This window comes from Maritimibacter alexandrii (assembly GCF_005871115.1).
Classification (GTDB): Bacteria; Pseudomonadota; Alphaproteobacteria; order Rhodobacterales; family Rhodobacteraceae; genus Maritimibacter; species Maritimibacter alkaliphilus.
Genome location: NZ_SWKQ01000013.1, coordinates 198,431 through 224,952 on the forward strand (window position 1 = coordinate 198,431; position 26,522 = coordinate 224,952).

Here is a 26,522-nt window from a genome sequence, read left to right on the forward strand (position 1 = left end):
AATTTACTCGAGATATGCGATTGTTTAGAACGGGATAGCAGGATGTAGCGCCCAGGGCATAATGTAGCGGGCCGCGCAAAGGCGGCCACCACATATGGCCCGTCCGGGCGTCTGTCGCTCAGTTCCCTGCCAGTTTGCGGGCGGCCGCCGCCGTTCCGCCCCCCACGATCGCGTCGAGTGCGCCATCGTAAAGGCCGCGCGCCTGAAGGATCTTCTGGAATTCCAGCGCGGTGTCGCGGTCCCAGGTGCCGGGCGCGCCGTTGCGAAGGTCACCGAAGTCCAGCTTGCCGCTTTCCATCGCCCGCACATAAAGCCCGGCGGCAATCGCCGGGTCATATTCGACGCCGCGCCCGGTTTCATAGAACACGCCCATCATCGCGATTGCGGGCGGATGGCCGGTCTGGGACACCATTCGGGTCAGGCGCACCTGCTCCTCCGGGTCGTCGGGCAACCCGGAGTTGGGATCGGCATAGAGCGACGAGAGTTCGAGCGCCGCCGAAAGGTTCCCGGCATCCGCCGCCATCGTGTAATACCTGACCGCCCGCGTCGTGTCCGGAATGCCCAGCGCCGCGTCGGCCCGTCCCGGAATGCCGTCACCGTTCAGGTATGTCTGGGCGAGCCGGTATTGCGCGAAATGATAGCCTTTGTCGGCGGCCATGGTCATCAGTTCGACCATGCGCGCCGGGTCGCGCGGAACCCCGCGCGCCACCTGATACAGAAGGGCCAGCGTCGTCATGCCAGCGGCGTCGCCCCGCTCGGTGGCGGCCTGATAATGTCCGACCGCCTTGGCGATGTCCTGACCTTCGGGGCCGACGCCGAACAGGAAATAGTCCCCCAGCCGGGTTTCGGCGGCGCCCAGCCCGGCCTCGGCGGACCGGGTGAGCAGGTCGAAGGTCGCCCCCGCCTGCCCGCGCGCCTGTGCGATGGATGCGGCGTGAAACAAAACTTCTGGATCGGCATCTTCCGCTTCGGCCGCCATCAGGCAGGCCTCTGCCGCCCGTGCCAGCGTTTCCTTTTGCGATGCGGCATCGACCGCAGCGGCAGGAACACCTGCATTCGCGGGGCCTGCGATGTCGATGCATTCCTGCGCGGCGATGTCGTAGCGGTCCGGTTCGGGCGCCGCTTCGGGTTCCTCCGCGACTTCTTCCGCGCTCTCGGTCGCCGCGTCTTCGCGGGCCTCCGTGACTTCGTCCGCGCTCTCGGTCGCCGCGTCTTCGGGGGCCTCGGTGACTTCTTCCGCGCTCTCGGTCGCCGGGTTTTCGGGGGCCTCGTCCTCCACGCTCGCCTCGGCCTCGGTGTCCGGTTGCTCCGGGGCCTCGGCCTGCGCCGCGGCGTCAGGCGTCATGTCCGTCGCGGCTTCCACGTCGGTTTCTGCATCGTCGGCGGATTGCGCGACCGCCTCCTCGCCACCCGTCACCGTGACATCGGCATCGCCCGCCTCGGTCTCGCCATCCACATCGGGTGAGGCCGCGACATCGGCACCATCCTTGTCGGCCCGGCGCGGCTCGACGCCGTTCAAGATGCCCGACGGACGGTCCGGTGCCGCGTCCGTTTTCTGAACCTGCGGCCCGCCGAGCGTCGGCGCCGCCGGACCTTCGCCATCGCGATCCTTGGCCGTGTTCGCCCCGCTCGCAGAGGGCGCGTCATCCCCCCCGGCGGCCACACCGCCTGTCATCTCCGCCGTCGTGTCGCCGACCTGAACCGACGGGGTCTTTTCGTCCGACCCGTCCGGCGTGTCCTGCGAATAACCGACCCCCGGAATGGTCAGCGTTGCGGCGACGATGACTGCGAAACCTTTCAAGACGACAATCCCCTATGAAATGACACTAAATTGCTAACCGGACCGTGACACCAAGTCTACACCACGCCCCCGGTCAGGGTGTCCGCTCGTTATGAGATTGTCACCTCAAAACGGCTTGGCCACAGTCGAATGAGCGATTCAAGACAAGCCACGGCACCATGCAGAAAGAACTCCGCCCGTCGACCGAACCGTTCATCGTGGACCTCGACCGCGACCTGTTGCGGGGCAATCTGGGGGCCGAGGTGTTCTGGTGGAACGTCTCGCGCGACATCCGCAGCCTGCATCTGCGCAAGCACCGCCGTTACCCAAACCCCAAGCGCCTGCCCTACGACCCCGACGTGATCGCGGGCTGCAAGGCGGCGCGCGCCGAGGGGCGCGAGGTCGTTCTGGCCGACGCCGGAATGCCGGAACTCGCGGGCCCCGTTGCGTCGCATCTCAAGGCCTTCGACCGGACCCAGACCGGCCACGCGCCCGCAAGCGACGTGCCGCGAGAGCGCGCCATCACGCTCTTGAGCGAAATCCTTCGCCAAATGCGGATGCATCAGTGGGTCAAGAACATCCTCGTTTTTCTGCCGCTCATGGCCGCCCATGCCTTTGCGCCGGACACGCTTCTGAGCGCCCTGCTCGCCTTCCTCGCTTTCGGTTTCGTCGCGTCGGCGGTCTATGTGCTGAACGACCTTGCCGACCTCGAGGCGGACCGGAAGCATCGGACCAAATGCAATCGCCCTTTCGCCTCGGGGCGGCTTCCCGTCAGGTTCGGCGCGCCGATGCTGATCGCGCTTCTCGTCACGGGCTTCGGCATCGCGGTTCTCGTGACCCCGGCGCTGACCATCGTTCTTGCGGGCTATTTCGTGCTAACCACGGCCTATTCGATGAAGCTGAAGGGGATGCTCGCGCTCGATATCGTCGTGCTCGCGATGCTTTATACGGTGCGGATCGTGGCGGGCGCCGCCGCGACCGACATCAATCCCTCGGTCTGGCTTCTGTCTTTTTCGATCTTCCTGTTCCTCTCGCTCGCCGCCGTGAAACGTCTGGCGGAACTCGTCGAGCTTGACGCACGCGGGGCCGCCAAGGCCGCCGCAGGTCGCGCCTATACGGTCGAGGATCGCCCGATCATCGCGATGATCGCCACCGCATCGGGTTTCATCGCCGTGCTGGTGCTGGCGCTCTATCTCGACACCGCCGAGGTGCGCGCGCAGTATGCCGAGCCTATGGCCCTCTGGGGTGTCGGTCTGGTGCTCCTGTTCTGGATCAGCCGAATCGTTCTTCTCGCCCACCGGGGCCTCGTGAACGAAGATCCCGTGGTTTTCGCCCTGACAGACCGGGCGAGTCGATATCTCGTGGCGATTTGCGCCGTTCTCTTCGCCGTCGGCGTGCTGGCCTAGGCGCGATCGACTGGAAATGCGGCCCAAGCTGCGACGGCCTGTCGCAGTTCGGTGCGGTGATTTGCTTATCAGCCACTCATCGAGGCAAGATTCCGCCCAGTCGGCAAAAATCTCCCACATCGGCGGAACCCGCTTTATTGTCATCTTAACGAAGGGACAGTACGAGCGCGGACCATGATCCGACACACACACGATGTTAAAGACACCGCGCCTGTACGCATGCGTCCTCAACCCGTCCACGCGCTTGCCGCTGTGGGGGTTCTGGCTGGCCTGGTCGTCTCCGCCTGGGGCAGCCTGTTCGCTGTCCATACCCTTTATCCGTCCTATGTCTCGGCCTTCGTCGTGACCGAGCCGGCCGCCTCCGCGCCGCAGGTCGTCGACAGCGACCTCGCCTCCCAGACCCAGCGGGTTCTGAGCGGGCTTCGCCTCGACGAAGGGACCGCACCGGAAAAACCGCAGGTCGAACTTGCGGGCTTTACCGAAGCGGCCGAAGCGCCCAAACTTCCCGCACCGGAAGCCGAGGCCGCCGCGCCGTCGCCGCAAGACCTCGCCCGGTTGAGCGAAACCGACGCGGACACCCGCGCCGGGTCGTCGCTCGTCCAGCCTGAGCGGGAAGTCGCGATGACCGAGGACGCCAACGAACAGCCCGCGCCGGCCGACCGCATGGTCGCCACGGCCGAGGTGCCCGATCCGGTTCCGGCCGCGCCGGCGACCGATCTTGCCGATGCCGCGATGCTGGTCGACCCGTCCGACCTTGCCGTGACCGCCTCGATCCGCCCGCGCCTGCGCCCCGAAGGCTTCGCGCCGGTGGCGGCACCGGAGGCGCCCGCAGCCGAGGTCATTCAGGTGGCCGGTGCCGACAACGACCTCGACGGGTTCACCACCTCCACGATGAACTCGACCTCGGTCCTCGCCGTGCCGTCGTCGCCGCGCCCCCGCGCGCTGCCCGATGCGCTGCGCACGGCCTTTGCGCCGACCCGCCAGCAGGCGCAGGAACCGACGCCGGAACCCGATCCGTCCTTCGTCGCCTCGTCGCGCGTCTCCGGCAACGGCTGCGGCCGCAACCACGCCCGCAACATGCCGAACCGCCGTGCGGGCGCACCGACCGGAAGTGACTTCATGGCCGCCGTCGGCAACGGCAGCGGCGGCAACCGCGACAACGCCATCATCAACGAGCTTGCGCGCGGCAACATGCCGAGCTTCCTGCAAGACCTCCGTCCGGTCGTCATCCGCGGCAAGGACTCGCGCGGGGCCTCGACCGAGATCGTGGTCTGCGTGACGCCCGACTACCTCGCGCTCGGTTCCGACCGCGATTTCGTCCGCGTGCCGCTGGGCCTGCCTGCGGCCGCTTCGATCGCCGGGCGCTTCGGCATGATGCTGCCCACCTCGCGCATGGTCGATGCGATCTACGCGCAGGCGTCGGTCAAACTCAGCCCCAAGCCGATGCAGGCCGGGCCGCAGATGTCGTCGACGTCCTATTTCGTGCAGCACAACCAGACCATCGAAGCCCAGCGTGGCGGTCGGATGGGCCTGATCTCGGGCCACAAGAAAGACGTGGTCATGGCCAACCGCATGGCCTCGAACCCGGGGCGCGTCGCCATCTACGGCTGGCACCGCTCGAACGGGAATCCGATCCAGCCGGTGTCGACGGTCCACGGGGCGAGCTATGCCGACTACAGCCACGGCATTCGTCTGGTCAGCCGCACCGCCTATCTGAACGGGCGCGCGGTCGACCTCGAAGACCTGCTGTCTTCGGGCCGCTATGCCTATCTGCTGAACAGCGACGGCCCGATGCCGGGCCCGGTGATCCGCGTCGCCTCGCGCTGACGCTAGACACCAGAACGCACGAAGGCCGCGCCACACCAGCGCGGCCTTCTTCGTTCGGGGCCGCCAGCCCCGTCCCTCTTCTCTGTTTCAAAAAACCTCGGGGGACGCCGCGCAGCGGCGGGGGGCAGCGCCCCCTATCGCCCGGCGCCGCAGGCGACGGGCTCCCCATGCGCGAGCGAAGCTCGCTCCATTTTTTAACGCCCGATCAGCGAATATCGCGGAAGCACCGGAACCCGAGGTGGTAGTTGGAGTGGCTGCCGTTCGACATCACCTGCGTGCCGTGCCAGAACGGCGCGCGCCAACGCGCCCATTCCTCATGCGCGCGCACGCTGTCCCAGATGAACCAGCTTCCCTTCATCTCGGTCACGCCCAGCGTCTGCGACCCCCGGCTCGCCATCTGGCTCGGGTTGAGCGGCAGGTTCATGTGCTCGGCCGCGTTTCCTTCGAGGTCATAGACGCCCAGCGCCGATTTGCAGTTCGGAAAGCTGCCGACCGGATAGGTGTTCGACCCGCAGCCCGACCAGCTGCCCCCGTTGCATCCCGGCGTCTTGGACGAGGCCTGCGCGCAGATCCCCCGCCGCCACTGCGGCCCATAGGTCCAGTTCTTCGACTGGCCCCATTTCGCGTTGTGCCAGGACCGCATCGCACCGTGTGACCCGAGGTCGAAGCGGTAATCGGGCTCCAAAAGCGCACCGGCCGCAGCCCCCTCCCACTCATGGGCGTCACCCATGCGTTTGCCCTCCGCAGCGCAGGTCAGCGCGGCGTTGCGGGCCGAAATCCATGTCACCGGGTAGGCCATCGGGACGTTCGGGTATTCGAACATATCGACGCAGACCGTCGCATCCTCGGGCCGTTGCGTCGCGGGATCGTAAAGCGGTGCCATGTATTTGCGCCCGCAGATCCGTTCGAATTGCGCGTTGCGGTAATACTGATACGGGTCGCCCGGCACCTTGGCGGCGGCCTGTTGCGGCGTCATCGGGTGGCGCGTGACCGCCGGGTTGCCTTGCCCGGTCCGGCCCGTGGAATTGAAAATCTGGCGGATGCGCGAGATCTGCGCGGCCGTCACACCGCGCTTTTCCATCATGAGGCGATACATCGCCTCGTTGTTCTCGGCCAACGTCGCGGCGCTCCCGGCACCGCCCGCAAATACCGTCAGAGCCAGTCCCAGCGCCGCAATCGCTTTCCGCATCTTCCTATTCCTTTCGCAGTATGTAGAAGAAATCCCGGTTGTCCGCGAAGCCGACGAACCGCGGGATGCGACCGTTGTCGCCCCAGGGATCGCTTTCGGCCATGTACCGGTTCAGGTGCATCGGTTCGAGACCGTCACCATTGGCATTCTGCTTGTAGACCGCGAGGTAAGTGAGCTCCGGCGAGTTCATGTCGAGAAGCATCGCATAGTCGCAGTCATAGGCCTGAAACACCCGCGCCATCGCCGAGGGCGTCACCGACGAGAAATAAGCGTAGAGCAGAAACTGACGCCCGCCGGCGGTCTTGAGGCAGGTGCCCGACCGCAGGGTGCGCAGTTGCGCATCCGCCGAGCCGGACCAGTTGCCGCCGCCCCAGGAACTCACCCGGTCGCCCGGCACCGCCTGCCCCGTTTCGGGGTCGCGGTCCACGACGGCCACGCCGTTCTGGCGGGCATAGATCAGGTTCGGGACCATTTCGTTGTCGGCCTCGGTCCACGTCTTCATGCCCACCTCGCCGTCGAGCGTGACATAGAGCGTGGCGAGGTTCGGGATCAGTCGGCTGAAGGTCACGCCGTTCGACAGAAAGCCGTAATGGTGCCCCCGGTTGAAGGTCGCGTAGTCGGAAAAGCGGTAGGCGCCGTGATCGCGTTTGAACCCCCCGGCGAAGGCCGCGACCGCGCGGCTGGTCAGCGACGGCGACAGCATCCCGTTACGCACCAGCGGGTCGGGGCGGTTGAATCCGTCGGGTCCCGCCAGTTGCCAGTCGCTGCCCGACCGCGACGGGCGGGAGGACCAGCCAAGGCCCGGGTGATCGGTGCCCAATTCATACCCGACCTCGAATTTCCCAAGATCGAAGGCGACGAGGTAGACGTCGGCGTTCTGTTCGACCCCGTCGAGCCAGTTGGCGCCGTTGCGTTCGGACAGAATGCTGTTGGCGATATAGGCGGGCTTCATCACGCTGGAATAGACGCCCTCGTTGCCCTCGACCGCGTACCATGCCCCGGCTTCCATGCCGCCCTCGGCACCCTCGACCTCGATCGACATGTTGGGGCGCATGACCGGCTGACGGTCCAGCGCCGCCGTGCCCAGCGCGGCGACGGCATCGCCCGCATCGCCATCCTCGACCGTCTCGGCGTTTTCGAGAAACGCGTCCTCGAAGAACGTGCCCTTGATGAGGTTCACCAGCTTGTCGCCGAACACCACGTTTTCACGCAGGAAATCCGACACGGCCTCGCGGTTGGTGCGGCTGCCCGACACCTTGTTGCGCAGGTAGATTTTCTGCCCGCAGAGCGGCGCATAGGGCAGCCCGCTCCCCGCCGCTGTCGCGAGCGCCGAAGGTTCGCCCGTCCAAGGCGTGCAACTGTCCTGACTGCCAAGGCCCGCGATGCTGAGTGCGGGCTGATCGCCGTCGGTCAGCGTCAGGGTCCAGGTCTGCGCATCCGCGTTCTCGAAATGAAACCGTTGCGCACCCGCTCCTTCGGCCTGAATTTCCAGAAGATACCAGCGGTTCACGCCCGGATGCAGCGAGGTCAGGCGATAGGTGGTCCCATCCGCCGCGACAGTTTCCTGTGTCGTCCGCATCGGTGCCATTTCGATGACCGACCCGACCGAGTCCTGATTGTAGGTCTCCCATTGGGCGGCAAGCGTCGCGGCATCGGCTTCGGTCATCCCTTCGGCGACGGCAGCGTGCGCCACCAAAGCGATCAAGCAACCCGCCGCAGCCCCACATGCGCGCCGGGTGATCTGGTCAAACATAAAAACTCCATTCATATCGCGGTCGCGAAAATTGCTTCTTCGGGAAATGCGAGGCAAGCGCCGACCCCTCGTGCGCGCAGATCGAATGCGACTGTCCCATGCTCCGACCTCCCCGATCCCCTCTTTGGGTGAATCGTTGTTATCGCAGCCATTTTACGGGACTTGCGCCATGCGCCAAGCCTGCCGAACGGGATTCAGCAGAACGTGATGTGGAATCCCCAGCTTCGGTGGTTCTTGCAGCGAGACCCGTCGCGTGGAACGGAGGCTTCGCGATAAGCCCGCGAGGTCGTCCCTGTTCCCGAGAATGTTCGATTATTTCAAGCGAGACACCTAACGGACTCACCTGTTCGCAAGAACTGGTTCGGTATGACCAAACCACCTAAGCGCGCAGGATCTCGAACCGCGCGCGCAGACCGCGTTCTCCGCGCTCGAAGAACAGCCGACCGCCGTGCTGTTCCGCCACGGTCGCGACGATGGTCAGCCCCATGCCGAAGCCCGAAATCGTTTCGGTGTTCGTGCCGCGCTTGAACGGGGCCACGGCCGCCTCGACATCCGGGACCGACATATCGCTGCCCTCGTCCTCGACCGTCAGAACGACGCGATCCGACGCGACGGCGAGCGAGACGTGTGCCCGGCGCCCGTATTTCAGCGCATTGTCGATCAGGTTGGACAGCGCACGGGCAAGCGCGATGGGGCGCCCCGTGACGAGAACGCGCTGGCGTTCGGTCAGCGCCCCCCGCCCCTGCTTGCCCGTGAACAGGGACCGGGTCGCGGCGGCCGTCGGCTCCTCCATCTCGAAGGTCACGGGATGGCCGACATCCTGAAAATCCGCCACGGTCGCCTCGACCAGCGACAGAAGCGACAACTGGCGCGCATCCTCGGCGTCCATCTCGGCGCGGGTGTAGGTGAGCACGCTTTCGATCATCCCGGTCATGCGGTCGATGTCGGTTTCGAACTTTCCGCGCAACGCCTCGTCCTCGATCAGCGCCGCGCGCAGTCTCAGGCGCGTGGCGGGCGAGCCAAGGTCATGGCTGACGCCCGACAGAACAACCGCCCGGTTCTCCAACTGCTTTCGCTCGGCGTCGAGATAGGCGTTCACCGAGGTCACGATCTCGCGCAGTTCCTGCGGCCCCTCGATCTCGTAAAGGTCACGCTCGCCGATCCTTCGTCGTCCTTTCAGCAGGTCCGCGAAGGCGGTGAACTGCCCCGCCGTGTTGACCGAGACCGTGAACAGGATCGCAAGCGTCACCACCGACAGAAACACGGCCGGAAGGCGCAGGTCGGTCGGGGCGGCGTCGCAGGTCCAAAGCCCGTCGCCGGATACGGCGACCCAAGGCCCGGCCCCGGCGCGCGCGAGGATCACCGCGTCACTGCAATAGCGTGCGACTAGGCGGACCAGCAGCCCGAGTGTTTCGGCGGACCTCTGGCCCTCGGACTTGGTGATGTCGCTGACCTGATAGCGCACGTCGCGCGACAGGACCGCAAGGCTCAGACCGGCCCGTCCGGCATCCTCGGTGGTGTCCGGCAGGATCGAGGCGAGCGACACCCGTGTCGGGCGGGGGGCGAAACTGAGGGCGGAAAAGTCACCCGCGTCGGCGCGGGCGGCATCTTCCGGCGCGAGGCGTTCGAGGCTCAGGCCGTTCGGCGGCGGCAGTCCGTCGGTCAGCGTGTCGTAAAGCAGCACGCCGGTCACGCGCGCGCGGTCGAGGTATCCGGTCCAGTTCCGGTTCGATGTGGACCACATCCAGGCGGCGACCAGCCCGATCGCGAAGGCGGCAAAGACCATCGCGACCGCCCCGTTGCGCAGGCTGGGCCGGATCAGGCTCACGCGTCTTCCGCCGTCACGTCCACGGCCAGCACATAGCCCACCCCCCGTTCCGTCCGCAGCATGACGGGGGCCTTGGGATCATCCTCGATCTTGGACCTGAGACGACCCACGAGCATGTCGATGGCCCGCCCCGATGCCTCGTCCTCGTGCACGCCCTCGCCGGTCACGTCCAGCGTCGCCGCGATCTCGGCCCGGGTCAGCGGGATGAACGGATTGGCGAGCAGAGCCTGAAGCAGCGCGTGTTCGCGCCGCGACAGCGACACCTGATATCCATCGGGCGAGATGACCTCGTCGCGCTTGGCGTCATAGGTCCAGCCCGCGAAACGAAACACCTTGGTCCGCCGCCGATGCGAGAGCGACGCCGCGCGACGGGTGCGGGCCAGCACCGCCTTGACCCGGGCGATCAGAAGATCCGGGTTGAAGGGTTTGGCGATATAGTCGTCGGCCCCGACCTCATACCCTGCCATGCGCTGATGGTCCGCCGAGAGCGCCGAGACGAGGATGATCGGCACGTCTTCGTCCCGCCTAAGATCGCGGCAGATCTCGACCCCGTTCTCGTCGCCCAGCATCACGTCGAGCAGGATCATGTCGACCCGCCCCGCCGCGAGCGCGGCCTTGATGTCGTCGCGCGAATTGGCGCCGTGGGCGATGAAGCCGTGTTTGTGCAGAAACTCGGTCATCATCCCGCGCATGTCGGCGTCGTCGTCCACGACGAGAAGTCTGGGTATCGTCACCGTGCGTCCTCCTCCCCGGCGATCTTTCCGGCCAGCCTGCACCAAATGCAACGCCCGCGTAACAGCCTGTAACAAACCGCGCCGAAATCAACATCGGGTGCGGGAGCGGCCCCTTGATCGGGGCACGGCGCCGAGCGCAGGATACATGATAGCGCTGTCATGGAGGGCAGCGATATCTGGGAGGAACTCAAGATGAAATACACCGCATTCGCGGCCGTCTCTGCCGTCGCCCTGTCCGTCGCGGGCATGGCCCAAGCCGAACCGCAGGCCGAAGTCCTGCATTGGTGGACCTCGGGCGGCGAGGCCAAATCGGTCGCCGTTCTTCAGGAAGAATTCGCCGAGAACGGCGGGACGTGGACCGACATGCCCGTCGCGGGCGGCGGTGGCGACGCCGCCATGACCGCTCTGCGCGCCCGCGTGCTCGCCGGCAACGCGCCGACCGCCGTCCAGCTCAAGGGCCCGGCGATTCAGGAGTGGTACGAAGAAGGCGTGCTGGCCGATATTTCGAGCGTCGCCGAGGCACAGGGTTGGGCCGACGTGCTGCCCGCCTCCATCGCCAACCACATGAAATGCGAAGGCACCTGGTGCGCGGCCCCCGTGAACGTCCACCGCGTGGACTGGATCTGGGCCAATGCCGAAGTGCTCGAAGCCAACGGCATCGAAATGCCGACGACCTGGGAAGAATTCAACGCCGCCGCCGAAACGCTTCAGGCCGCGGGCATCACCCCGCTCGCCCATGGCGGTCAGGCCTGGCAGGACGCAACCGTGTTCGAAACCGTCGTGCTCGGCCTTGGCGGGCCGGAGTTCTTTCAGTCCGCGCTGGTCGACCTCGACACCGAGGCGCTGACCTCGGACACGATGAAGGCCGTCTTCGACCAGATGCGCACCCTGCGCGGCTATGTCGACGACAACTTCTCGGGCCGCGACTGGAACCTCGCCACGGCGATGGTCATGAACGGCGAAGCCGCGTTCCAGATCATGGGTGACTGGGCCAAGGGCGAATTCCTCGCCGCCGGTAAAGTGCCGGGCGAAGACTTCCTCTGCGCCTCCACCCCCGGTGACGGCTTCCTCTACAACGTCGACAGCTTCGCGATGTTCGAAGTGGACGGCGACGACAAGCGCGCGGGTCAGGAGCTTCTGGCCGAGCTGATCGTCGGTCAGAACTTCCAGAAGGTGTTCAACCTCAACAAAGGTTCGATCCCGGCCCGCACCGACGTGTCGCTGGACGAGTTCGACAGCTGCGCCGTGACCTCGTCCGAGGATATGGCGGCTTCGTCCGAAAGCGGTTCGCTCCTGCCCAGCTACGCGCATGGCATGGCGCTGCGCGGCGCGCAGGCCGGTGCGATCACCGACGTGGTGACGGCCCACTTCAACTCCGACATGTCGTCGGATGAAGCGGTGCAGATGCTCGCCGACGCCGTCGCGAACTCGATGTGATCTGACATCACCCGAACACCGGACCCGTCCCCTTCGGGGGCGGGTTCATTCAGGGGGAGGAATACATGGCCAAGTGGTTCGAATCCCATTTGCCCAAGATCGTGCTGGCGCCCAGTTTCATCGCCGTCCTGATCTTCGTCTATGGCTTCATCGGCTGGACCGCCTGGGTGTCGCTCACCCGCTCGCGTCTCCTGCCGAAATACGAGATCGAAGGCTTCATCCAGTATGAACGCCTGTTCGACTCGCCGCGCTGGGACACGGCGATCACCAATCTTTACATCTTCGGGGGCCTCTACATCGGCATCTCGATGGTTCTGGGCCTGATCCTCGCGATCCTGCTGGACCAGAACATCCGCACCGAAGGCGCGATCCGCACGATCTATCTCTACCCGATGGCGCTTTCGATGATCGTGACCGGGACCGCGTGGAAATGGATCCTGAACCCCGGTCTGGGCGTGCAGAACATGGTGCAGGGCTGGGGGTTCGAGAATTTCACCTTCGACTGGCTGGTGAACCCGGACAGGGCGATCTACGCGATCATACTCGCGGCCATATGGCAATCCTCCGGCTTCGTCATGGCGCTGTTCCTCGCTGGTCTCAGATCGGTCGATACCGAGATCATCCGGGCCGCGCAGGTCGACGGCATTCCGACATGGCGAGTCTATACCGCGATCATCATTCCCTCGATGGCTCCGATCTTTCTGTCGGCCTTCATCGTGCTCGCCCACCTGGCGATCAAGAGCTTCGACCTCGTCATCGCGCTTACGGGCGGCGGACCGGGTTACGCCACCGATCTGCCCGCGACGTATATGTATGCCATGGCGTTCTCGCGCGGCGACATCGGTCAGGCGGCAAGTTCGGCCATGATCATGATGCTCGTCGTCTTCGCGATCATCGTGCCCTACCTCTACTCGGAACTGAGGGTGACGAAGCATGACTGATGCGACTTTCTCTCCCGCCCGCAGGCAAAGCGCGCTTGGCAAGTCCGCCCTGCGCTGGGGGCTCTACATCATCCTCGCGCTGTTCGCGGTCTACTACCTTCTGCCGCTCTTCGTGATGGTCACCACGTCCTTGAAGAGCCTCGAAGAGATCCGCACCGGCGACCTCGTCGCCCTGCCCCGCGAAATCACCTTCGACGCGTGGCGCACGGCCTGGTCCGAGGCCTGCACCGGCATCCAGTGCGAGGGCGTGCGCCCCTACTTCTGGAACTCGGTGCTGATCGCGGTGCCCGGTGTCGTCATCTCGACCCTGCTCGGGGCCGTGAACGGCTATGTCATCGCGCAATGGCGGTTCAAGGGGGCCAACATCATCTTCGCGCTGATGCTGTTCGGCTGCTTCATCCCGTTCCAGGTGGTTCTGCTGCCCATGGCGCGCCTGCTCGGCATGATGGGCATCGCCGGGACGATCCCGGGGCTGATCTTCGTCCACGTGATCTATGGCATCGGCTTCACGACGCTGTTTTTCCGCAACTACTACGTCACGATCCCGCAGGAGCTGGTGAAGGCCGCCAAGGTGGACGGGGCCACGTTCCTGCGCATCTTCTGGTCGATCTTCCTGCCCCTCAGCCTGCCCATCATCGTGGTCAGCATCATCTGGCAGTTCACCCAGATCTGGAACGACTTCCTCTTCGGGGTCTCGTTCAGTCAGGCGGGCACGCAACCCGTGACCGTGGCGCTCAACAACATCGTCAATTCAACGACGGGCGTGAAGGAATACAACGTGGACATGGCCGCTGCGATCATCGCCGCGCTCCCCACCCTTCTCGTCTATGTCGTCGCAGGCAAATACTTCATCCGCGGTCTGACCGCCGGTTCCGTGAAAGGCTGACCCAATGGCACCCATTCTCGACATCCGCAATCTCTACAAGAACTACGGCTCGGTAGAGATCCTCAAGGACATCAACGTGGCGATCGAGCCGGGCGATTTTCTTGTTCTCGTCGGCCCCTCCGGCTGCGGCAAGTCCACGCTTCTGAACTGCATCGCGGGGTTGGAGCCGATTTCCGGCGGGTCCATCGCCATCGGCGGGGACGACATGACCAATGTCAGCCCCAAGGACCGCGACATCGCGATGGTGTTCCAGTCCTACGCGCTCTACCCGACGATGAGCGTCGCCAAGAACATCACCTTCGGGATGAAGGTGCGCGGCGTGGATCAGGCGACGCAGGACCGTAAGCTCGCCGATGTGGCGCGACAGTTGCAGATCGAACCGCTTCTGAACCGCCGCCCCGGCCAGTTGTCGGGCGGGCAGCGTCAACGCGTCGCGATGGGCCGTGCACTGGTGCGCGATCCGAAGCTGTTCCTCTTCGACGAGCCGTTGTCGAACCTCGACGCAAAGCTGCGGGTCGAGATGCGGACCGAGATCAAGTCGCTGCACCAGAACCTCGGTGCGTCGATGGTCTATGTGACCCACGACCAGATCGAGGCCATGACGCTGGCCACCAAGATCGTCGTGATGAAAGCCGGCGTGATCCAGCAGATCGGCTCGCCGTCCGAGATCTACAACAGGCCCGCGAACCTCTTCGTCGCGGATTTCATGGGTTCGCCCGCCATGAACCTGATCCCGGCCAAGGCGCGCACCAACGGGGGCGGCACCACCATCGAGATCGCGCGGCGCGAAGGCGAACCGATCGTGCTGAACGACCCGCGCGCAAAAGACCTGCCTGCAGACGTGATCGTGGGGCTGAGGCCCGAGGACATCGCAGAACCGGGGTTCCGCCATGGCGAGACGGTGCAACAGGCCGACTGCCGCGTCGATATCGTCGAACCCGCCGGGGCCGACACTTATGTGATGACGCATCTGGGCGGCAAACCCGTCACGGCGCGGATGCATTCCGAGACCGAGGCGGCGGCGGGCAACGTCCACACCTTCGCCTTCGACCTTGCCAAAGTGTCGTATTTCGAACCGGAAACAGGCCACAGGCTCAACTGACAACGGTGGCGGCGCGGGCCCTTGCTGTCACGCGCCGCAGCCTTTGCCCAGCAAACAGGCAGACCTCCGCCGAATTGCGATCAAAAACTCGCCAACTCTCGCCACCCTCCACAAAATGCCCCTTGCGTTCCGCACTGCGGCATTAGAATTTCCTACGCTAACTCAGGAAGTTGTGGAGTGAGAATTGACCCAGGCGATTCGCGGCCTTCGCGCCCGCAGCACACGCCGCCAGGTCTTGACCGGACTGCTGTCGACCGCCGCCCTCGCACCGATGGCATGGCCCTTGCGGAGCCTTGCCCAAGACGCCGTCGAGGCGGTGCCAGAGGCCTCACCCACCACGCCCTTCAGCTTCGACTGGCTTTCGGAACGAATGCAGACGGCGGCGACCGGCGCGCCGCAGGCCCCGGAACAGATCACCGGGTTCCTGACCGAGTTCGACTACGACGACTACCAGCGGGTGCGCTTCCGGCGTGACCGGACGCGGTGGACCGAGACCGAGAACGCGCCCTTCCATCTGAACGCTTTCCATCTCGGCTGGCTCTTCAACGAACCCGTCCATCTGTACGAGGTCACGGACGGTCAGGCCGTGCCGATGCGCTTCACGACCGCCGATTTCGACTATTCGGACGTAAAGACCGAGATCCCCGACAATTTCGAGATGGCGGGCGTCGCGGGGTTCCGGCTGATGACGCCGCTCAACCGCGCCGATCACTATGACGAACTCGCGGCCTTTCTGGGCGCGAGCTATTTCCGTGCACTGGGGCGGGGCAACGTCTATGGCCTGTCCGCGCGTGGTCTGGCCGTGAACACCGGAATGCCGGACGGCGAGGAGTTTCCGCGTTTCACCGAGTTCTGGCTGGAAAAAGCCGCAGAAGGTGACGCGTCGGTCACGCTCTACGCGGCGCTTCGGTCGAAATCCGTCACGGGGGCCTATCGCTTCGTCCTGACTCCGGGCGAAACGACGACGGTGGACGTGACCGCGCGCCTTTTCATGCGTGAGAACGTGCAGCAGCTTGGCGTCGCGCCGCTGACGTCGATGTTCCTGTTCGGCGGGGCCGATCCCGGGGCCTTCGACGACTTCCGGCCCGCCGTTCACGACAGCGACCACCTGATCCTGAACACCCGCGCGGGCGACACTTACCTGCGCCCGCTGGTGAACCCGTCGCGCCTCGGCAACTCCTATCTGGCCGCACAAGACCCGGCATCGTTCGGATTGATCCAACGCGAGCGGGATTTCGATCAGTATCTGGACGCACAGGCGCATTACGAGCGCCGCCCGTCGCTGATCGTCGAGCCGCTCGGCGACTGGGGCCGCGGGTCCGTCCGGCTGCTCGAGATTCCCTCGGATCTCGAAGGGAACGACAACATCGTCGCCTATTGGGTGCCGGATGGTCCGGCACGTCAGGGCGACGCGTTCGAGTTCAGCTATCGTCTGCACTGGGGTCTGGCGCCCCAAGGCGACCGCGCTTCCGAGCGTGCCCGCGTTTTGCGCACCCGTGTCGGAAAAGGCGGCGTCGCGGGCGTCAAGGGCACCACGGACCGCAAAAAGTTCGTCATCGACTTCGACGGCGGGCTTTTGGCGGAACTTCCCCGCGATGCGGACATTGAGCCGAAAGTGACGGTTCTGCGCGGCGAGCTTTCGCAGGCGATCCTGTCTCCGGTCGAGGGCACCGACCTGTGGCGTCTGGTGATCGAGGCGGTGCCGGGCGACGGCTCGATGGAGTTGCAGGCGGTCCTCACGGGCTATGGGCGGATCTTGAGCGAGACATGGCTGTACCAATGGGTGAGCGAATGAAAGACGTGTGGGAAAACGACGGGCCGGTCCGGGCGATGATTTCGGACGAGCCAGAGGGCTGGGCGCCGCCCGAAGCCCCGCTCGACATGCCCCCGCAGGTTCTTGAAACCCCCGTGGTGCGACTGGATCTGGGTCAGATCTTCAGGATGATCCTTCCGCGCCAGCGCATCTGAACGACGTTTTCCCATGACACCCCGAACCCATCTCCCGCCGGACCCGACAACGGTCCGGCTGCGCGCCGTGGCCCTAGGCTTTACGGTGCTGGCGGCCGTGTCCGCGACGGTGCTGGTGACGGATGCGGCGTTGCAGGACGGGTTCCAGATTTGGGACGCGATCCGCAGCGGTTTAATCCTCGTCACGACCGGATGGCTGGCATGGGGCGCGGCGCTGGCGCTGATGGGCCTGTGGCCGCGCAGGGCGGGGGCCGCGCCCGCGCTCACCACGACGCCGCGTACCGCCGTGCTCGTCCCGATCTGCAACGAAGACCCGGTCTCCACCTTCGCACGGATCGCCGCCATGGACGGGTCGATCCGCGATGCGGCACTCGATCTGGATATCGTGATCCTGTCCGATACCCGGTCGCAGGACGGACAGGCCGCCGAGCAGGCGGCGTTTCGCATGTTGATCGCGGAAACGCAGGGCGCGGGCCGCATCTTCTACCGCAACCGAAGCGACAACCGGGGCCGCAAGGCAGGCAATGTCGAAGATTTCATCCGGCGTTCCGGCGGGGCTTATGACTATGCCGTGACGCTGGATGCCGACAGCCTGATGTCGGGCGCGGCGCTGCGCGAGATGATCGCGCGGATGGAAGCGGACCCGGGGCTCGGCCTGCTCCAGACCCTGCCGCGCATCGTGGGGGCGCAAAGCTTTTTTGGCCGCGCCATGCAATTCGCGTCCGCCTTCCACGGCCCGGTCTTCACGCGCGGGCTGGAACGGATGCAGGGCGCGACCGGGCCGTACTGGGGCCATAACGCGATTGTCCGCGTCTCGGCTTTCGCGGCCTCCTGCGGTCTGCCCGAACTGACGGGAAAGCCCCCCTTCGGCGGTCACATCCTGTCGCATGATTACGTCGAGGCCGCGCTGCTCGCCCGTGGCGGATGGAAGGTGAAGGCCGACAGCCGGATCGAAGGGTCATACGAGGAAGGCCCTGAAAACGTGCTGGCCTATGCCAAGCGCGACCGGCGCTGGTGTCAGGGCAACCTGCAACACATCCGCTTGCTCGCCGCCCCCGGTCTTGCGGGGTGGAGCCGCTACGTGTTCCTGCAAGGCATTTTCGCCTATCTCGTTTCGGTGCTCTGGGCGCTGTTCCTGATCTCGACCGTCGCGGGTACGGTGTTCGCGCCCGAGCCGGACTATTTCCCAGACCCCTATCAGCTGTTCCCGGTGTTCCCGTCCGACCGCACACGCGAGATCACCGCACTGGTGCTTGGTATCGTCGGGCTGCTCATCATGCCCAAGGTGGCGATCCTTGTGAAATCCATCGCGACGGGCCGCGCGCGCGGGTTCGGCGGTGCGGCGCGGGCGACGGGGTCGGTTCTGTTCGAGATCCTGCTGACCTCCCTCCTCGCCCCGATCATGCTCATGTTCCAGACCCGCGCGGTGCTTCAGGTCGTGACCGGGCAGGATGGCGGCTGGCCATCGCACGCGCGCGGCGAAGGTGCCCTGACACTCGGACAGGCGCTGCGGTCGTCCGCTTGGATCGAGGTCACGGGGCTTGCCGCCCTTCTCGCCACGGCATCCTTCGCGCCGACGCTCATGCTCTGGCTCCTCCCCGTCACGCTGCCGATGATCGCGGCCCCGGTCCTGATCTCGTGGTCGTCGCAACCCGTGGGCGGTCTGCATTTCGGCGTGCCGGAAGAACGGAAAGTGCCGCGCGTCGTCGCCGACTACCGCGCCATTCACGCGCGCTGGCGGGCTGGCATCGAAGATCGGAAAGCCCCGGTGACACAGGCAGAACCGGAGGGGCGGCATGTCCCGGCCTGAGACACAGACGCGCCGCCCGCGCGACAGCCGGATCGACTTCTTCCGTGGCCTTCTGCTGTGGATGATCTTCGTCGATCACGTGCCCGGCAATCCCTATGAGCACTGGGCGACGATCCGCAATTGGGGGTTCTCGGACGCCGCCGAGAGTTTTTTCATCATCTCCGGCATCGCCGCCGGGATCGCCTATTCGGGCCGCTTCGCCACATGGCGCGACACCGGGCTGTGGCCCGCGATCGCGCCGATGTGGAAGCGATCTTGGGTGCTCTACCTGTCGCATATCTTCCTCACCGTGGCCGGAATCGCGATCTTCGCGCTGGGGGCCGAGGCGTTGGGGCTGGTCGAGCTTCTGACCAAGAACAACCTCAAGCAGGTGTTCCAGAACACGGCGCAGGCGATCATCGGCATAGTCACGCTGGGACATCAGATCGGCTATATGAACATTCTGCCGGCCTATTCGGTGCTGCTGCTGGCCGCGCCCTTCGCGATCCTGATCGGCCAGCGTGCGCCGCGCCTGCTGTTGGTCGGCTCGGTTCTTCTGTGGTTCGCCACGGGGCTCTGGCGCTGGAACCTTCCGGCCTATCCGAACGCGGGCGGCTGGTTCTTCAACCCTTTCGCGTGGCAGCTCATCTTCGTCGTCGGGTTGCTGACCGGCATCGCGTTCCGCCGGGGCGAACGCTTCGTGCCGGTGAATCGCGCGCTGTTCTGGATCGCGGCGGGCTGGCTCGCCCTTGTGCTCGCCTGGCGCTACGTGCCGGAGTTCGGGCCTGCGATGAACCGTGGGATGGCATGGCTCGCCGGTCAGGGATTTCCGTTCCACATCACGTCCCACGACAAGACATATCTGCCGTTCCTGCGCATGACCCATGCGCTTGCGCTGGTCTACGTGGTGTCCTGCCTGCCCGTGGTCACGACCCTCACCGCACAACGCTGGGGGGAACCGCTACGGGTCATGGGCCGTCAGGGCCTCCTGATCTTTTCCGCCGGTGCGCTGTTGTCCTACGTCGGCCAGACCCTGATCGCGTGGCAGCCGGAGAACGTGTTGATCCCGTGGCTCTACATCCCAGCGGGCACCGTGGCGCTGGTCGTTCTCGCCTGGGCCGCCGACTGGAAGCGGCGGGCGGGCACGGCAGGGACGCGGGCGCTGACCGTCAAGGACAGCCGCGCCGACCCGCTGGCCGCCGGGTGACCTCGCCCGCCAAACCTTGATACCGCCCGCAGGCAATCCCTATCTCATAGCCCATCGAACAGAACGAAAGAGGCAGGCACGATGCGCAACGCAGCCCTGATGCTGGGGATTATCGGCGGTTTGATCGCCATGGTGGTGGGGTTTTTCAACTACGGCTACACCGAGGTCGTTCGCGCCAATGTCGAGATCGGCGAGGCCTTCGGTTTCGTTCAGAACGAGGAATTTCTGCGTATGTCCAGCTTCGTGGCCCCGCTGCTTGCCATCGCGGGCGGTGCGATGGCCAAGGTGCGCGCGCTGTGGGGCGGCATCCTGCTGATTGTCGCGGGCGGGCTGATGTATTACGCCTTCGGCTTCGGCGTCTTCACCATGTTCCCGATCGGCTTTGCGCTGGTGGGCGGGCTGCTCGCCCTCGCCGCCGGAAAACCGGACGAACCCAAGGCGCATTTCTGAACACGCCTCGACGGGTAGCCCGCGCAATTCCTGTTGATTTTTGGAGTTTGTTTGATATCCATCATTCTTGAGATCCGAGAATCCGGACTCGTAGGGAGGATATCATGAAAAAGACTTACGTCGCGCTTGGCGCGATCCTGACCGTTATGGCCCCGGCCACCCTGACCGCGCAGGAGGTTACGCTCCGCCTGTCGCACTGGGTGCCGCCCACCATCTCGCCGGCGACCAAGGGGATCAATCCCTGGGCCGAATCCGTGATGGAGGCCTCGGACGGTCGCATCCAGATCGACATCTACCCGGCCCAGCAGCTTGGCCGCGCCCCCGATCACTATGACATGGCCAAGGACGGCATCGTCGATCTGTCTTACGTCAACCCCGGCTACACCGCTGGCCGCTTCCCGATCTACGCGCTGACCGAAGTGCCCTTCATGGCCGACGACAGCGTCAAGGGCGCGATGGCGATCCACGAATGGTATGCCGCCAACGGGGCCGAGCAGGAAATGGGCGACGTCAAAGTCTGCTTCGTTCACCCGCACGCCCCCGGCGCGCTCCACACGCAGGTCGACGTGACCAGCCCGGACGGCGTTTCGGGCAAGAACGTGCGCCCGGCCCACGCCACGATGGCGCGCTTCGTGTCGCTGCTTGGCGGTGGCCCCGTGCAGGTGCCCGCCCCGGAAGTGCGTGAAGCCCTGTCGAAAGGTGCGGCCGAGGCCGTGACCTTCCCGTGGGGGTCGATGTACGACTTCAACCTGACCGAAGAAGTGCCCGTGCACCTCGACATGCCGTTCTACCTGTCGGCGCAGGTTCTGATCATGAACCTCGACAGCTACAATTCGCTGTCGGACGAGAACAAGGCCGTGATCGACGACCATTGCACCCCGGAATGGTCGGGCAAGGTCGCGCAGGGCTGGTACGACGACGACATGGCCGCCAAGGAAAAGCTGATGGCGGACGAGAACCAGACCTTCAACACGCCGACCGAGGAAGAGGTCGCCGCATGGCGTGAAGCCGCCGCGCCGCTCATCGACGAGTGGAAGGCCGCCGTGGCCGACCGTGGCCATGACGCCGACGCGATCCTCGAAGCCTACAAGGCCAAGCTGGTCGAAATGGGCGCCGACTACTAAGGCGAAACCGGGCGCGCGGGGCCTCCTCGCGCGCCCGAACCTTGCAGGTCATCATGCAGACAGATTCCACCAGCGCCGCCCGCGGCCTCAGTCGGGCCATCCTGTTCATCGAGCGGATCGCAGGGGCCCTGCTCGGCCTCGTCACGATCCTGATCGTCGCCTCGGCCATCGGCCGCTACGGCTTCGCGCGCCCCCTGCCGGACGCCTTCGACGTGTCGCGGCTGCTTCTGGGTGTCGCGATCGGCTGGGGCATGGCGAGCCTTGGCTTTCACGGCACGCATATCAAGGTCGATCTGCTGGCTCAGGCCGTCGGGCGCAGCACGCGCCGCTGGATCAACGGCTTCGCATGGGCTGTGCTGGCCGGCTTTACCGCGCTTCTGTGCTGGAAGATCTGGGGCCGCGTGATGTCGGCCATGAATGGCGGCGACGCGACGATGGACCTGCGCCTGCCGCACTGGCCCTTCTTCCTCGCCATCTGGGTCGGCCTCATGGCCGCATTGTTCACCACGCTGGTCCGGCTCTGGCTGATCGGTCGCCAAGGCACGGACCTTGGGGAGTTCGACGGGATCGACGAACAGCTTCTCGAGGATCAGAAACCATGAGCAACGAATTGATCGCAGGCGGCGGTTTCGTCGTCCTCTTCGCCCTCATGGCGCTGCGCGTTCCCATCGGGATCGCGATGGGCATCGTCGGCATCGGCGGCTTCGCCGTGGTGATCGACATGAAGCCAGCGCTGAACCTGCTGGCGCAATCCCCGATTTCGACCATCACCGATTTCAACCTGACGCTTATCCCGTTCTTCGTGCTGATGGGCGTGCTCGCCACCAATTCCGGCATGTCGTCGGAACTGTTCCGCGCAGGGCGCGCGTGGCTGGGCGGGTTTCGCGGCGGTCTCGGCCTCGCCTCGGTCGGGGCCTGCGGTGGTTTCGCGGCGATCTGCGGCTCGTCCGTGGCCACCGCCGCCACCATGACCAAGATCGCCTATCCCGAGATGAAGCGCGCAGGCTACGGCGACGAGGCCGCAACGGGCATCATCGCCGCGGGCGGCACGCTGGGCATCCTGATCCCGCCGTCCGTGGTGTTGGCAATCTACGGCTTCATCACCGAAACCGACATCGGCACGTTGTTCATCGCGGGGATCGTGCCGGGCCTTCTGGCCGTCCTCATGTACATGCTCACGGTCCGGTTCTGGTATGGCCGCACCCTGCCCGCCGCCGAGCCGTTCACGATTGCCGAGGCGATGGCGTCACTCCGCGGTGTCTGGGCCGTAGGGCTTCTGTTCATCGCCGTGATCCTGTCGATCTATTTCGGCATCGTCACCGCGACCGAGGCCGCCGCTGCCGGGGCGCTCCTGACCGCGATCATCGGTTTCCTGCGTCGCCGGCTGACCTGGGCCACACTTCTCGACAGTCTGGTCGAGGCGCTGCGCACCTCGGTCGCGATCTACGTGGTCCTGATCGGAGCGACGCTTTTCGGATACTTCCTTGCCATCACCCGCGTCCCGCAGGAGTTCACCCAATTCCTCGTCGACATCGGCGGCGGGCGCTACGGCACGCTCTTCCTGATCCTGCTCCTGTTCCTCGTGATGGGCTGCTTTCTGGACGCGATGGCGATGATCATCCTCATGGTACCCATCGTCTTCCCGGTCATCACCCAGCTTGGCTTCGATCCGGTCTGGTTCGGCGTGATCGTGGTGATGACGGTGGAACTGGGGCTGATTACGCCGCCCGTGGGAATGAACGTCTACGTCATCAATTCCATCGCCAGCCGGGTGAGCCTGCCCACCATCTTCAAGGGCGTCCTGCCCTTCGTCACGGTCGACGTCCTGCGCCTTTTGTTGCTCATCGCCTTCCCGGCGCTGGTGCTGTTCCTGCCGGGGAGCATGAACTGATGCCCGAGACGCTGATGCGAGACGTGGCCGAACTGACGGTGCCGGGGATGCTGCAAAACTCGGTGTCATACCAGATCCGTCTGCTTCAGATCGCATCCTACAAGAGCTTCGAACAGCAAATGTCGAGCCACGGGTCGGCCCCGCGTTATTTCGGTCTGCTCAAGATCGTCGAGGCGAACCCCGGCATCCCCCAGACCCGGCTGGCCGAGGCGATCTATCTGGACCGCTCGTCTCTCGTCCCGATCCTTGAAACGCTGACCCGCGAAGGCTGGGTCGAGCGCAAGAAATCGACCACCGACAAACGGGTGCGCCGGGTGTTCCTGACGAAAGCCGGGGCCGAGAACCTCGCCCGGCTGGAGGACGAGGTGACGGCGCACGAGACGATGGTCACCGCCGATCTGACGCCGGCGGAAAAGGCGACACTTCTTGACCTGCTCGCCCGCGTGGACCGGACCCTGAGGGCAAATTTCGGAGGTGCGTCATGATCGCGACGCTGGACGACATCAAGGCGCTCGAGGCGCGCGGGTTCGACGCGGTCTATCCCCTGCGCACGCCGTGGGACATGATCCGCACGCAGGCCGAGGAACGGCCCGACGCCTTCGCGGTCCGCTATGTGAACGACGCCTCGGACCCGGCGCGCGATACTGTCGTGACCTACCGCGAATTCGCGGATCGGATCATGGCAGCCGCGCGGGTGTTTCGCGGGCTGGGCGTCACGCCGGATCGGTCGGTCGCGATCCTGACGCAGCACAGCATCAGCGGTCAGGTCGCGCTCTGGGGCGCGCAGATCGCGGGGCGCGCCTGCCCGATCAATCCGATGCTGAAACCGGATCACGTCGCCGCCCTGATCCGCGCTGCAAACGCCGCCTGCGTGGTGGTCATGGGCGTGAACGACGAGCTTGAATACTGGTCCACCCTTGTCCCTGCCCTGCGCGCCGAAGGGATCGACCTGCCGATCCTCGCCTGCGATGCGGACGCCCCCTCGCCCGGCGCGGACGGGGTGCTTGAAGACCTGATCGCGGAACCCGGCGAGCCGATCGAGGTGCACGGTGACGAGCGCAGCCTTGCCGCCTATTACCACACCGGCGGCACCACGGGCGCGCCGAAGATGGTGCAGCACCTTAGACTGAACGAGGCGCATGTCGCCCGCTCCTGCGTGCTGATGCACGATCTGGGCCCGGATGACGTGGTGGTGAACGGCTATCCGCTGTTCCACGTTGCCGGAGCGTTTGTCTATGGCCTGTCCACCTTGTCGGCGGGCGGAACGCTGATCGTTCCGGGCCGTCTGGGGATGCGCAACACCGCGTTCATGGGCCGGATCTGGCAGCAGGTCGAACGCTACCGCATCACCGTTCTGGGGCTGGTGCCGACGCTGCTGGGCGCGGTCAAGGGCCAGCCTGTGGACGCCGACATTTCGTCCCTGCGCTGGTTCCTTGCAGGCGGATCGCCCCTGCCGACGGAACTCGCGGATGCGGCCGAGGCGACGCTGGGCGTGCCGGTGCGCAACATTCTTGGCATGACCGAAAGCGCGGGCGCCATCGCGGTCGAACCCGTGCACGGCCCCCGCACACCGCAATCCTGCGGTCTGCGCCTGCCCTTCTCCGAGGTTGCGATCTTCGGTGAAACCGACGGCGAGGCGGACCCGGACAAGATCCTCGCGCCCGGTGAGACCGGGATCATCGCCGTGCGCGGCCCGAACGTGGCGGATGGGTATTCCGAGAAAAGCCGGAACGCGGGCACGTTTCTGGACGGTGGCTGGCTGGTGTCGGGCGACCTCGGAACGCTCGACGCCGACGGGCGGCTGTTCATCACGGGTCGCAAGAAGGATGTCATCATCCGGGGCGCGCACAACATCGACCCGCAGATGATCGAAGACGCGCTTCTGGCCCACCCGAATGTCGAAGCCGCCGCCGCCGTCGGGATGCCGGACTCCTACGCGGGCGAGTTGCCCGTCGCCTTCGTGATGACCCGCGACGGATGGACCCCCGGCGAGGGCGAGTTGATCGCGTTCCTGAAAGACCGGATCGAAGACCCGGTGGCGCTGCCCAAACGGATCGGCACGGTGGATGCCATGCCGCTGACCCCGGTCGGCAAGATCTTCAAGCCCACGCTCCGCGCCGAGGCGATCCGCTGGGCCATCGCCAGCGCGGGCGAGAAGCTGGGCCTGACCCCTGAGATCGAGGTGGGCGACAAGCTGGACACCCGCGTCACCGTCCCCGCCGCGCGGCTGGACGATATGCGCGCCGCGCTTGAAGGGATGCCGATCAGTTTCACGGTCACCGGCGCATGAGCGTTCTGACCTGTGAGATCGAAAACGGGGTCGCCGTCGCCACGCTGAACCGGCCTGAGCGGCACAACGCCCTGTCGCCCGAGTTGATCTGCCGGCTGGCCGACCTGTTCGATGCACTGGCGAAAGACGATGCCGTTCGCGTGGTCGTTCTGACCGGAGCGGGCGACAAGACTTTCTGCTCCGGTGGCGACCTCGAGCTGTCGTTGCCCTTGCTGTCGGGGGCGCGTGCGCCCGAAACCGAATGGGACGACCGGATCATCGCCGACCGTTCGCTCGTGTTCCGGGCGAGTCTGAAGGGCGAGACGTTTCCCAAACCCGTCATCGCGGCGATCAACGGGCATTGTCTGGCGGGCGGCTTCGAATTGATGCTCGGCACCGACATTCGCATCGCCGCCGACCACGCGGTGTTCGGTCTGCCCGAAGCCAAGCACGCGCTTATTCCCTTTGCCGGGGCGCTCGCCCGGTTCACGCGGCAATTGCCGCAACCGCTGGCGATGGAGATGCTCCTGACCGGCGACACGGTGCCGGTCGCGAAAATGGCGGCGTTCGGGCTGGTGAACCGGGTCGTTACCGTCGCCGAGGTGCTGCCCGCCGCGTTGGACATCGCGCACCGGATCGCCGCGAACGGCCCGGTCGCGGTCGAAGCGATCAAGCAGGTGGTGACGGAAGCCATCGGAAGGCCCTTGGCGGAGGGCTACACGTTGGAAACCCGCGCGATGGATCGCGTGATGGCCACCGAAGACGCCCGCGAAGGGCCGCGTGCTTTCATGGAACGGCGCAAGCCCGTCTATCAGGGGCGTTAGGGCGACGTCTCGGCGTGGACAAGGCGGCTTTGCTCGTCCGCCAGTTGCACTGCGCCCTCAAGACATGGATGTAGCTATGAAGCGGGGGAGCAGGCTTGCGCGGCCCGCTCCCCCGAC

Annotated in this window: 22 protein-coding genes; 17 read left to right on the forward strand and 5 right to left on the reverse strand. The window is 65.6% G+C overall.

Features of this window, described 5'->3' with window-relative positions; all coding sequences use genetic code 11:
• Positions 1-118: 118 nt before the first annotated feature.
• Positions 119-1,801: a tetratricopeptide repeat protein gene (locus FCT00_RS13500; protein ID WP_138423442.1), complete on the reverse strand. Its 1,683-nt coding sequence runs from the start codon at positions 1,799-1,801 to the stop codon at positions 119-121.
• Between the two features lie 158 nt (positions 1,802-1,959).
• On the opposite strand from FCT00_RS13500, the gene FCT00_RS13505 reads away from it, so the two are divergent.
• Complete coding sequence (locus FCT00_RS13505) at positions 1,960-3,186, forward strand: UbiA family prenyltransferase (protein ID WP_138423443.1); 1,227 nt, start codon at positions 1,960-1,962, stop codon at positions 3,184-3,186.
• 219 nt (positions 3,187-3,405) lie between these two features.
• The gene (locus tag FCT00_RS13510) at positions 3,406-5,013 is read left to right on the forward strand and encodes a hypothetical protein (protein WP_138423444.1); all 1,608 of its coding nucleotides are present in this window, start codon (positions 3,406-3,408) and stop codon (positions 5,011-5,013) included.
• Positions 5,014-5,218: 205 nt separating this feature from the next.
• On the opposite strand, the gene FCT00_RS13515 is transcribed toward FCT00_RS13510, so the two are convergent.
• From FCT00_RS13515 to FCT00_RS13530, 4 genes are all read right to left on the reverse strand, one after another.
• A complete protein-coding gene (locus FCT00_RS13515; protein ID WP_008330199.1) occupies positions 5,219-6,202 on the reverse strand; it encodes an SUMF1/EgtB/PvdO family nonheme iron enzyme in 984 nt (327 codons plus the stop codon).
• 4 nt (positions 6,203-6,206) lie between these two features.
• Positions 6,207-7,868, reverse strand: a complete 1,662-nt coding sequence (locus FCT00_RS13520) for a hypothetical protein (protein WP_235889082.1) — start codon at positions 7,866-7,868, stop codon at positions 6,207-6,209.
• 466 nt (positions 7,869-8,334) lie between these two features.
• On the reverse strand, positions 8,335-9,783 hold the full coding sequence (locus tag FCT00_RS13525) for a sensor histidine kinase (protein ID WP_235889084.1): 1,449 nt from the start codon (positions 9,781-9,783) through the stop codon (positions 8,335-8,337).
• The gene (locus tag FCT00_RS13530) at positions 9,780-10,517 is read right to left on the reverse strand and encodes a response regulator transcription factor (protein WP_138423446.1); all 738 of its coding nucleotides are present in this window, start codon (positions 10,515-10,517) and stop codon (positions 9,780-9,782) included. Before FCT00_RS13530 ends, FCT00_RS13525 begins: the two co-directional genes overlap by 4 nt.
• 192 nt (positions 10,518-10,709) lie before the next feature.
• Between FCT00_RS13530 and FCT00_RS13535 the strand changes: the two genes are divergently transcribed.
• The 15 genes from FCT00_RS13535 (at position 10,710) to FCT00_RS13600 (ending at position 26,405) form a co-directional block, all read left to right on the forward strand.
• Entirely contained in the window at positions 10,710-11,954 is a 1,245-nt protein-coding gene (locus FCT00_RS13535) for an ABC transporter substrate-binding protein (protein WP_040885543.1), read from the forward strand.
• Positions 11,955-12,019: 65 nt separating this feature from the next.
• Complete coding sequence (locus tag FCT00_RS13540) at positions 12,020-12,895, forward strand: carbohydrate ABC transporter permease (RefSeq protein WP_008330210.1); 876 nt, start codon at positions 12,020-12,022, stop codon at positions 12,893-12,895.
• Positions 12,888-13,781, forward strand: a complete 894-nt coding sequence (locus tag FCT00_RS13545; RefSeq protein WP_138423447.1) for a carbohydrate ABC transporter permease — start codon at positions 12,888-12,890, stop codon at positions 13,779-13,781. Before FCT00_RS13540 ends, FCT00_RS13545 begins: the two co-directional genes overlap by 8 nt.
• Before the next feature lie 4 nt (positions 13,782-13,785).
• A complete protein-coding gene (locus FCT00_RS13550) occupies positions 13,786-14,883 on the forward strand; it encodes an ABC transporter ATP-binding protein (RefSeq protein WP_008330214.1) in 1,098 nt (365 codons plus the stop codon).
• Between the two features lie 271 nt (positions 14,884-15,154).
• A complete protein-coding gene (locus FCT00_RS13555; RefSeq protein WP_235889132.1) occupies positions 15,155-16,678 on the forward strand; it encodes a glucan biosynthesis protein in 1,524 nt (507 codons plus the stop codon).
• Entirely contained in the window at positions 16,675-16,851 is a 177-nt protein-coding gene (locus FCT00_RS21490) for a hypothetical protein (protein WP_171042992.1), read from the forward strand. Before FCT00_RS13555 ends, FCT00_RS21490 begins: the two co-directional genes overlap by 4 nt.
• Before the next feature lie 13 nt (positions 16,852-16,864).
• A complete protein-coding gene (gene mdoH / locus FCT00_RS13560; RefSeq protein WP_138423449.1) occupies positions 16,865-18,661 on the forward strand; it encodes a glucans biosynthesis glucosyltransferase MdoH in 1,797 nt (598 codons plus the stop codon).
• Positions 18,648-19,847: an OpgC family protein gene (locus FCT00_RS13565; protein ID WP_138423450.1), complete on the forward strand. Its 1,200-nt coding sequence runs from the start codon at positions 18,648-18,650 to the stop codon at positions 19,845-19,847. Before mdoH ends, FCT00_RS13565 begins: the two co-directional genes overlap by 14 nt.
• A gap of 81 nt (positions 19,848-19,928) precedes the next feature.
• Positions 19,929-20,297 (forward strand): hypothetical protein, encoded by a 369-nt coding sequence (locus tag FCT00_RS13570; protein WP_008330229.1) that lies wholly within the window; start codon positions 19,929-19,931, stop codon positions 20,295-20,297.
• A gap of 104 nt (positions 20,298-20,401) precedes the next feature.
• Positions 20,402-21,421: a TRAP transporter substrate-binding protein gene (locus FCT00_RS13575; protein WP_138423451.1), complete on the forward strand. Its 1,020-nt coding sequence runs from the start codon at positions 20,402-20,404 to the stop codon at positions 21,419-21,421.
• A 53-nt stretch (positions 21,422-21,474) separates the two neighbouring features.
• The gene (locus FCT00_RS13580; RefSeq protein ID WP_138423452.1) at positions 21,475-22,023 is read left to right on the forward strand and encodes a TRAP transporter small permease; all 549 of its coding nucleotides are present in this window, start codon (positions 21,475-21,477) and stop codon (positions 22,021-22,023) included.
• Positions 22,020-23,312 (forward strand): TRAP transporter large permease, encoded by a 1,293-nt coding sequence (locus FCT00_RS13585; RefSeq protein WP_138423453.1) that lies wholly within the window; start codon positions 22,020-22,022, stop codon positions 23,310-23,312. Before FCT00_RS13580 ends, FCT00_RS13585 begins: the two co-directional genes overlap by 4 nt.
• A complete protein-coding gene (locus FCT00_RS13590; protein WP_138423454.1) occupies positions 23,312-23,797 on the forward strand; it encodes a MarR family winged helix-turn-helix transcriptional regulator in 486 nt (161 codons plus the stop codon). Before FCT00_RS13585 ends, FCT00_RS13590 begins: the two co-directional genes overlap by 1 nt.
• Entirely contained in the window at positions 23,794-25,602 is a 1,809-nt protein-coding gene (locus tag FCT00_RS13595) for an AMP-binding protein (RefSeq protein ID WP_138423455.1), read from the forward strand. The genes FCT00_RS13590 and FCT00_RS13595 overlap by 4 nt, the downstream gene beginning before the upstream one ends.
• On the forward strand, positions 25,599-26,405 hold the full coding sequence (locus FCT00_RS13600) for an enoyl-CoA hydratase/isomerase family protein (RefSeq protein ID WP_138423456.1): 807 nt from the start codon (positions 25,599-25,601) through the stop codon (positions 26,403-26,405). Before FCT00_RS13595 ends, FCT00_RS13600 begins: the two co-directional genes overlap by 4 nt.
• Positions 26,406-26,522 lie beyond the last annotated feature (117 nt).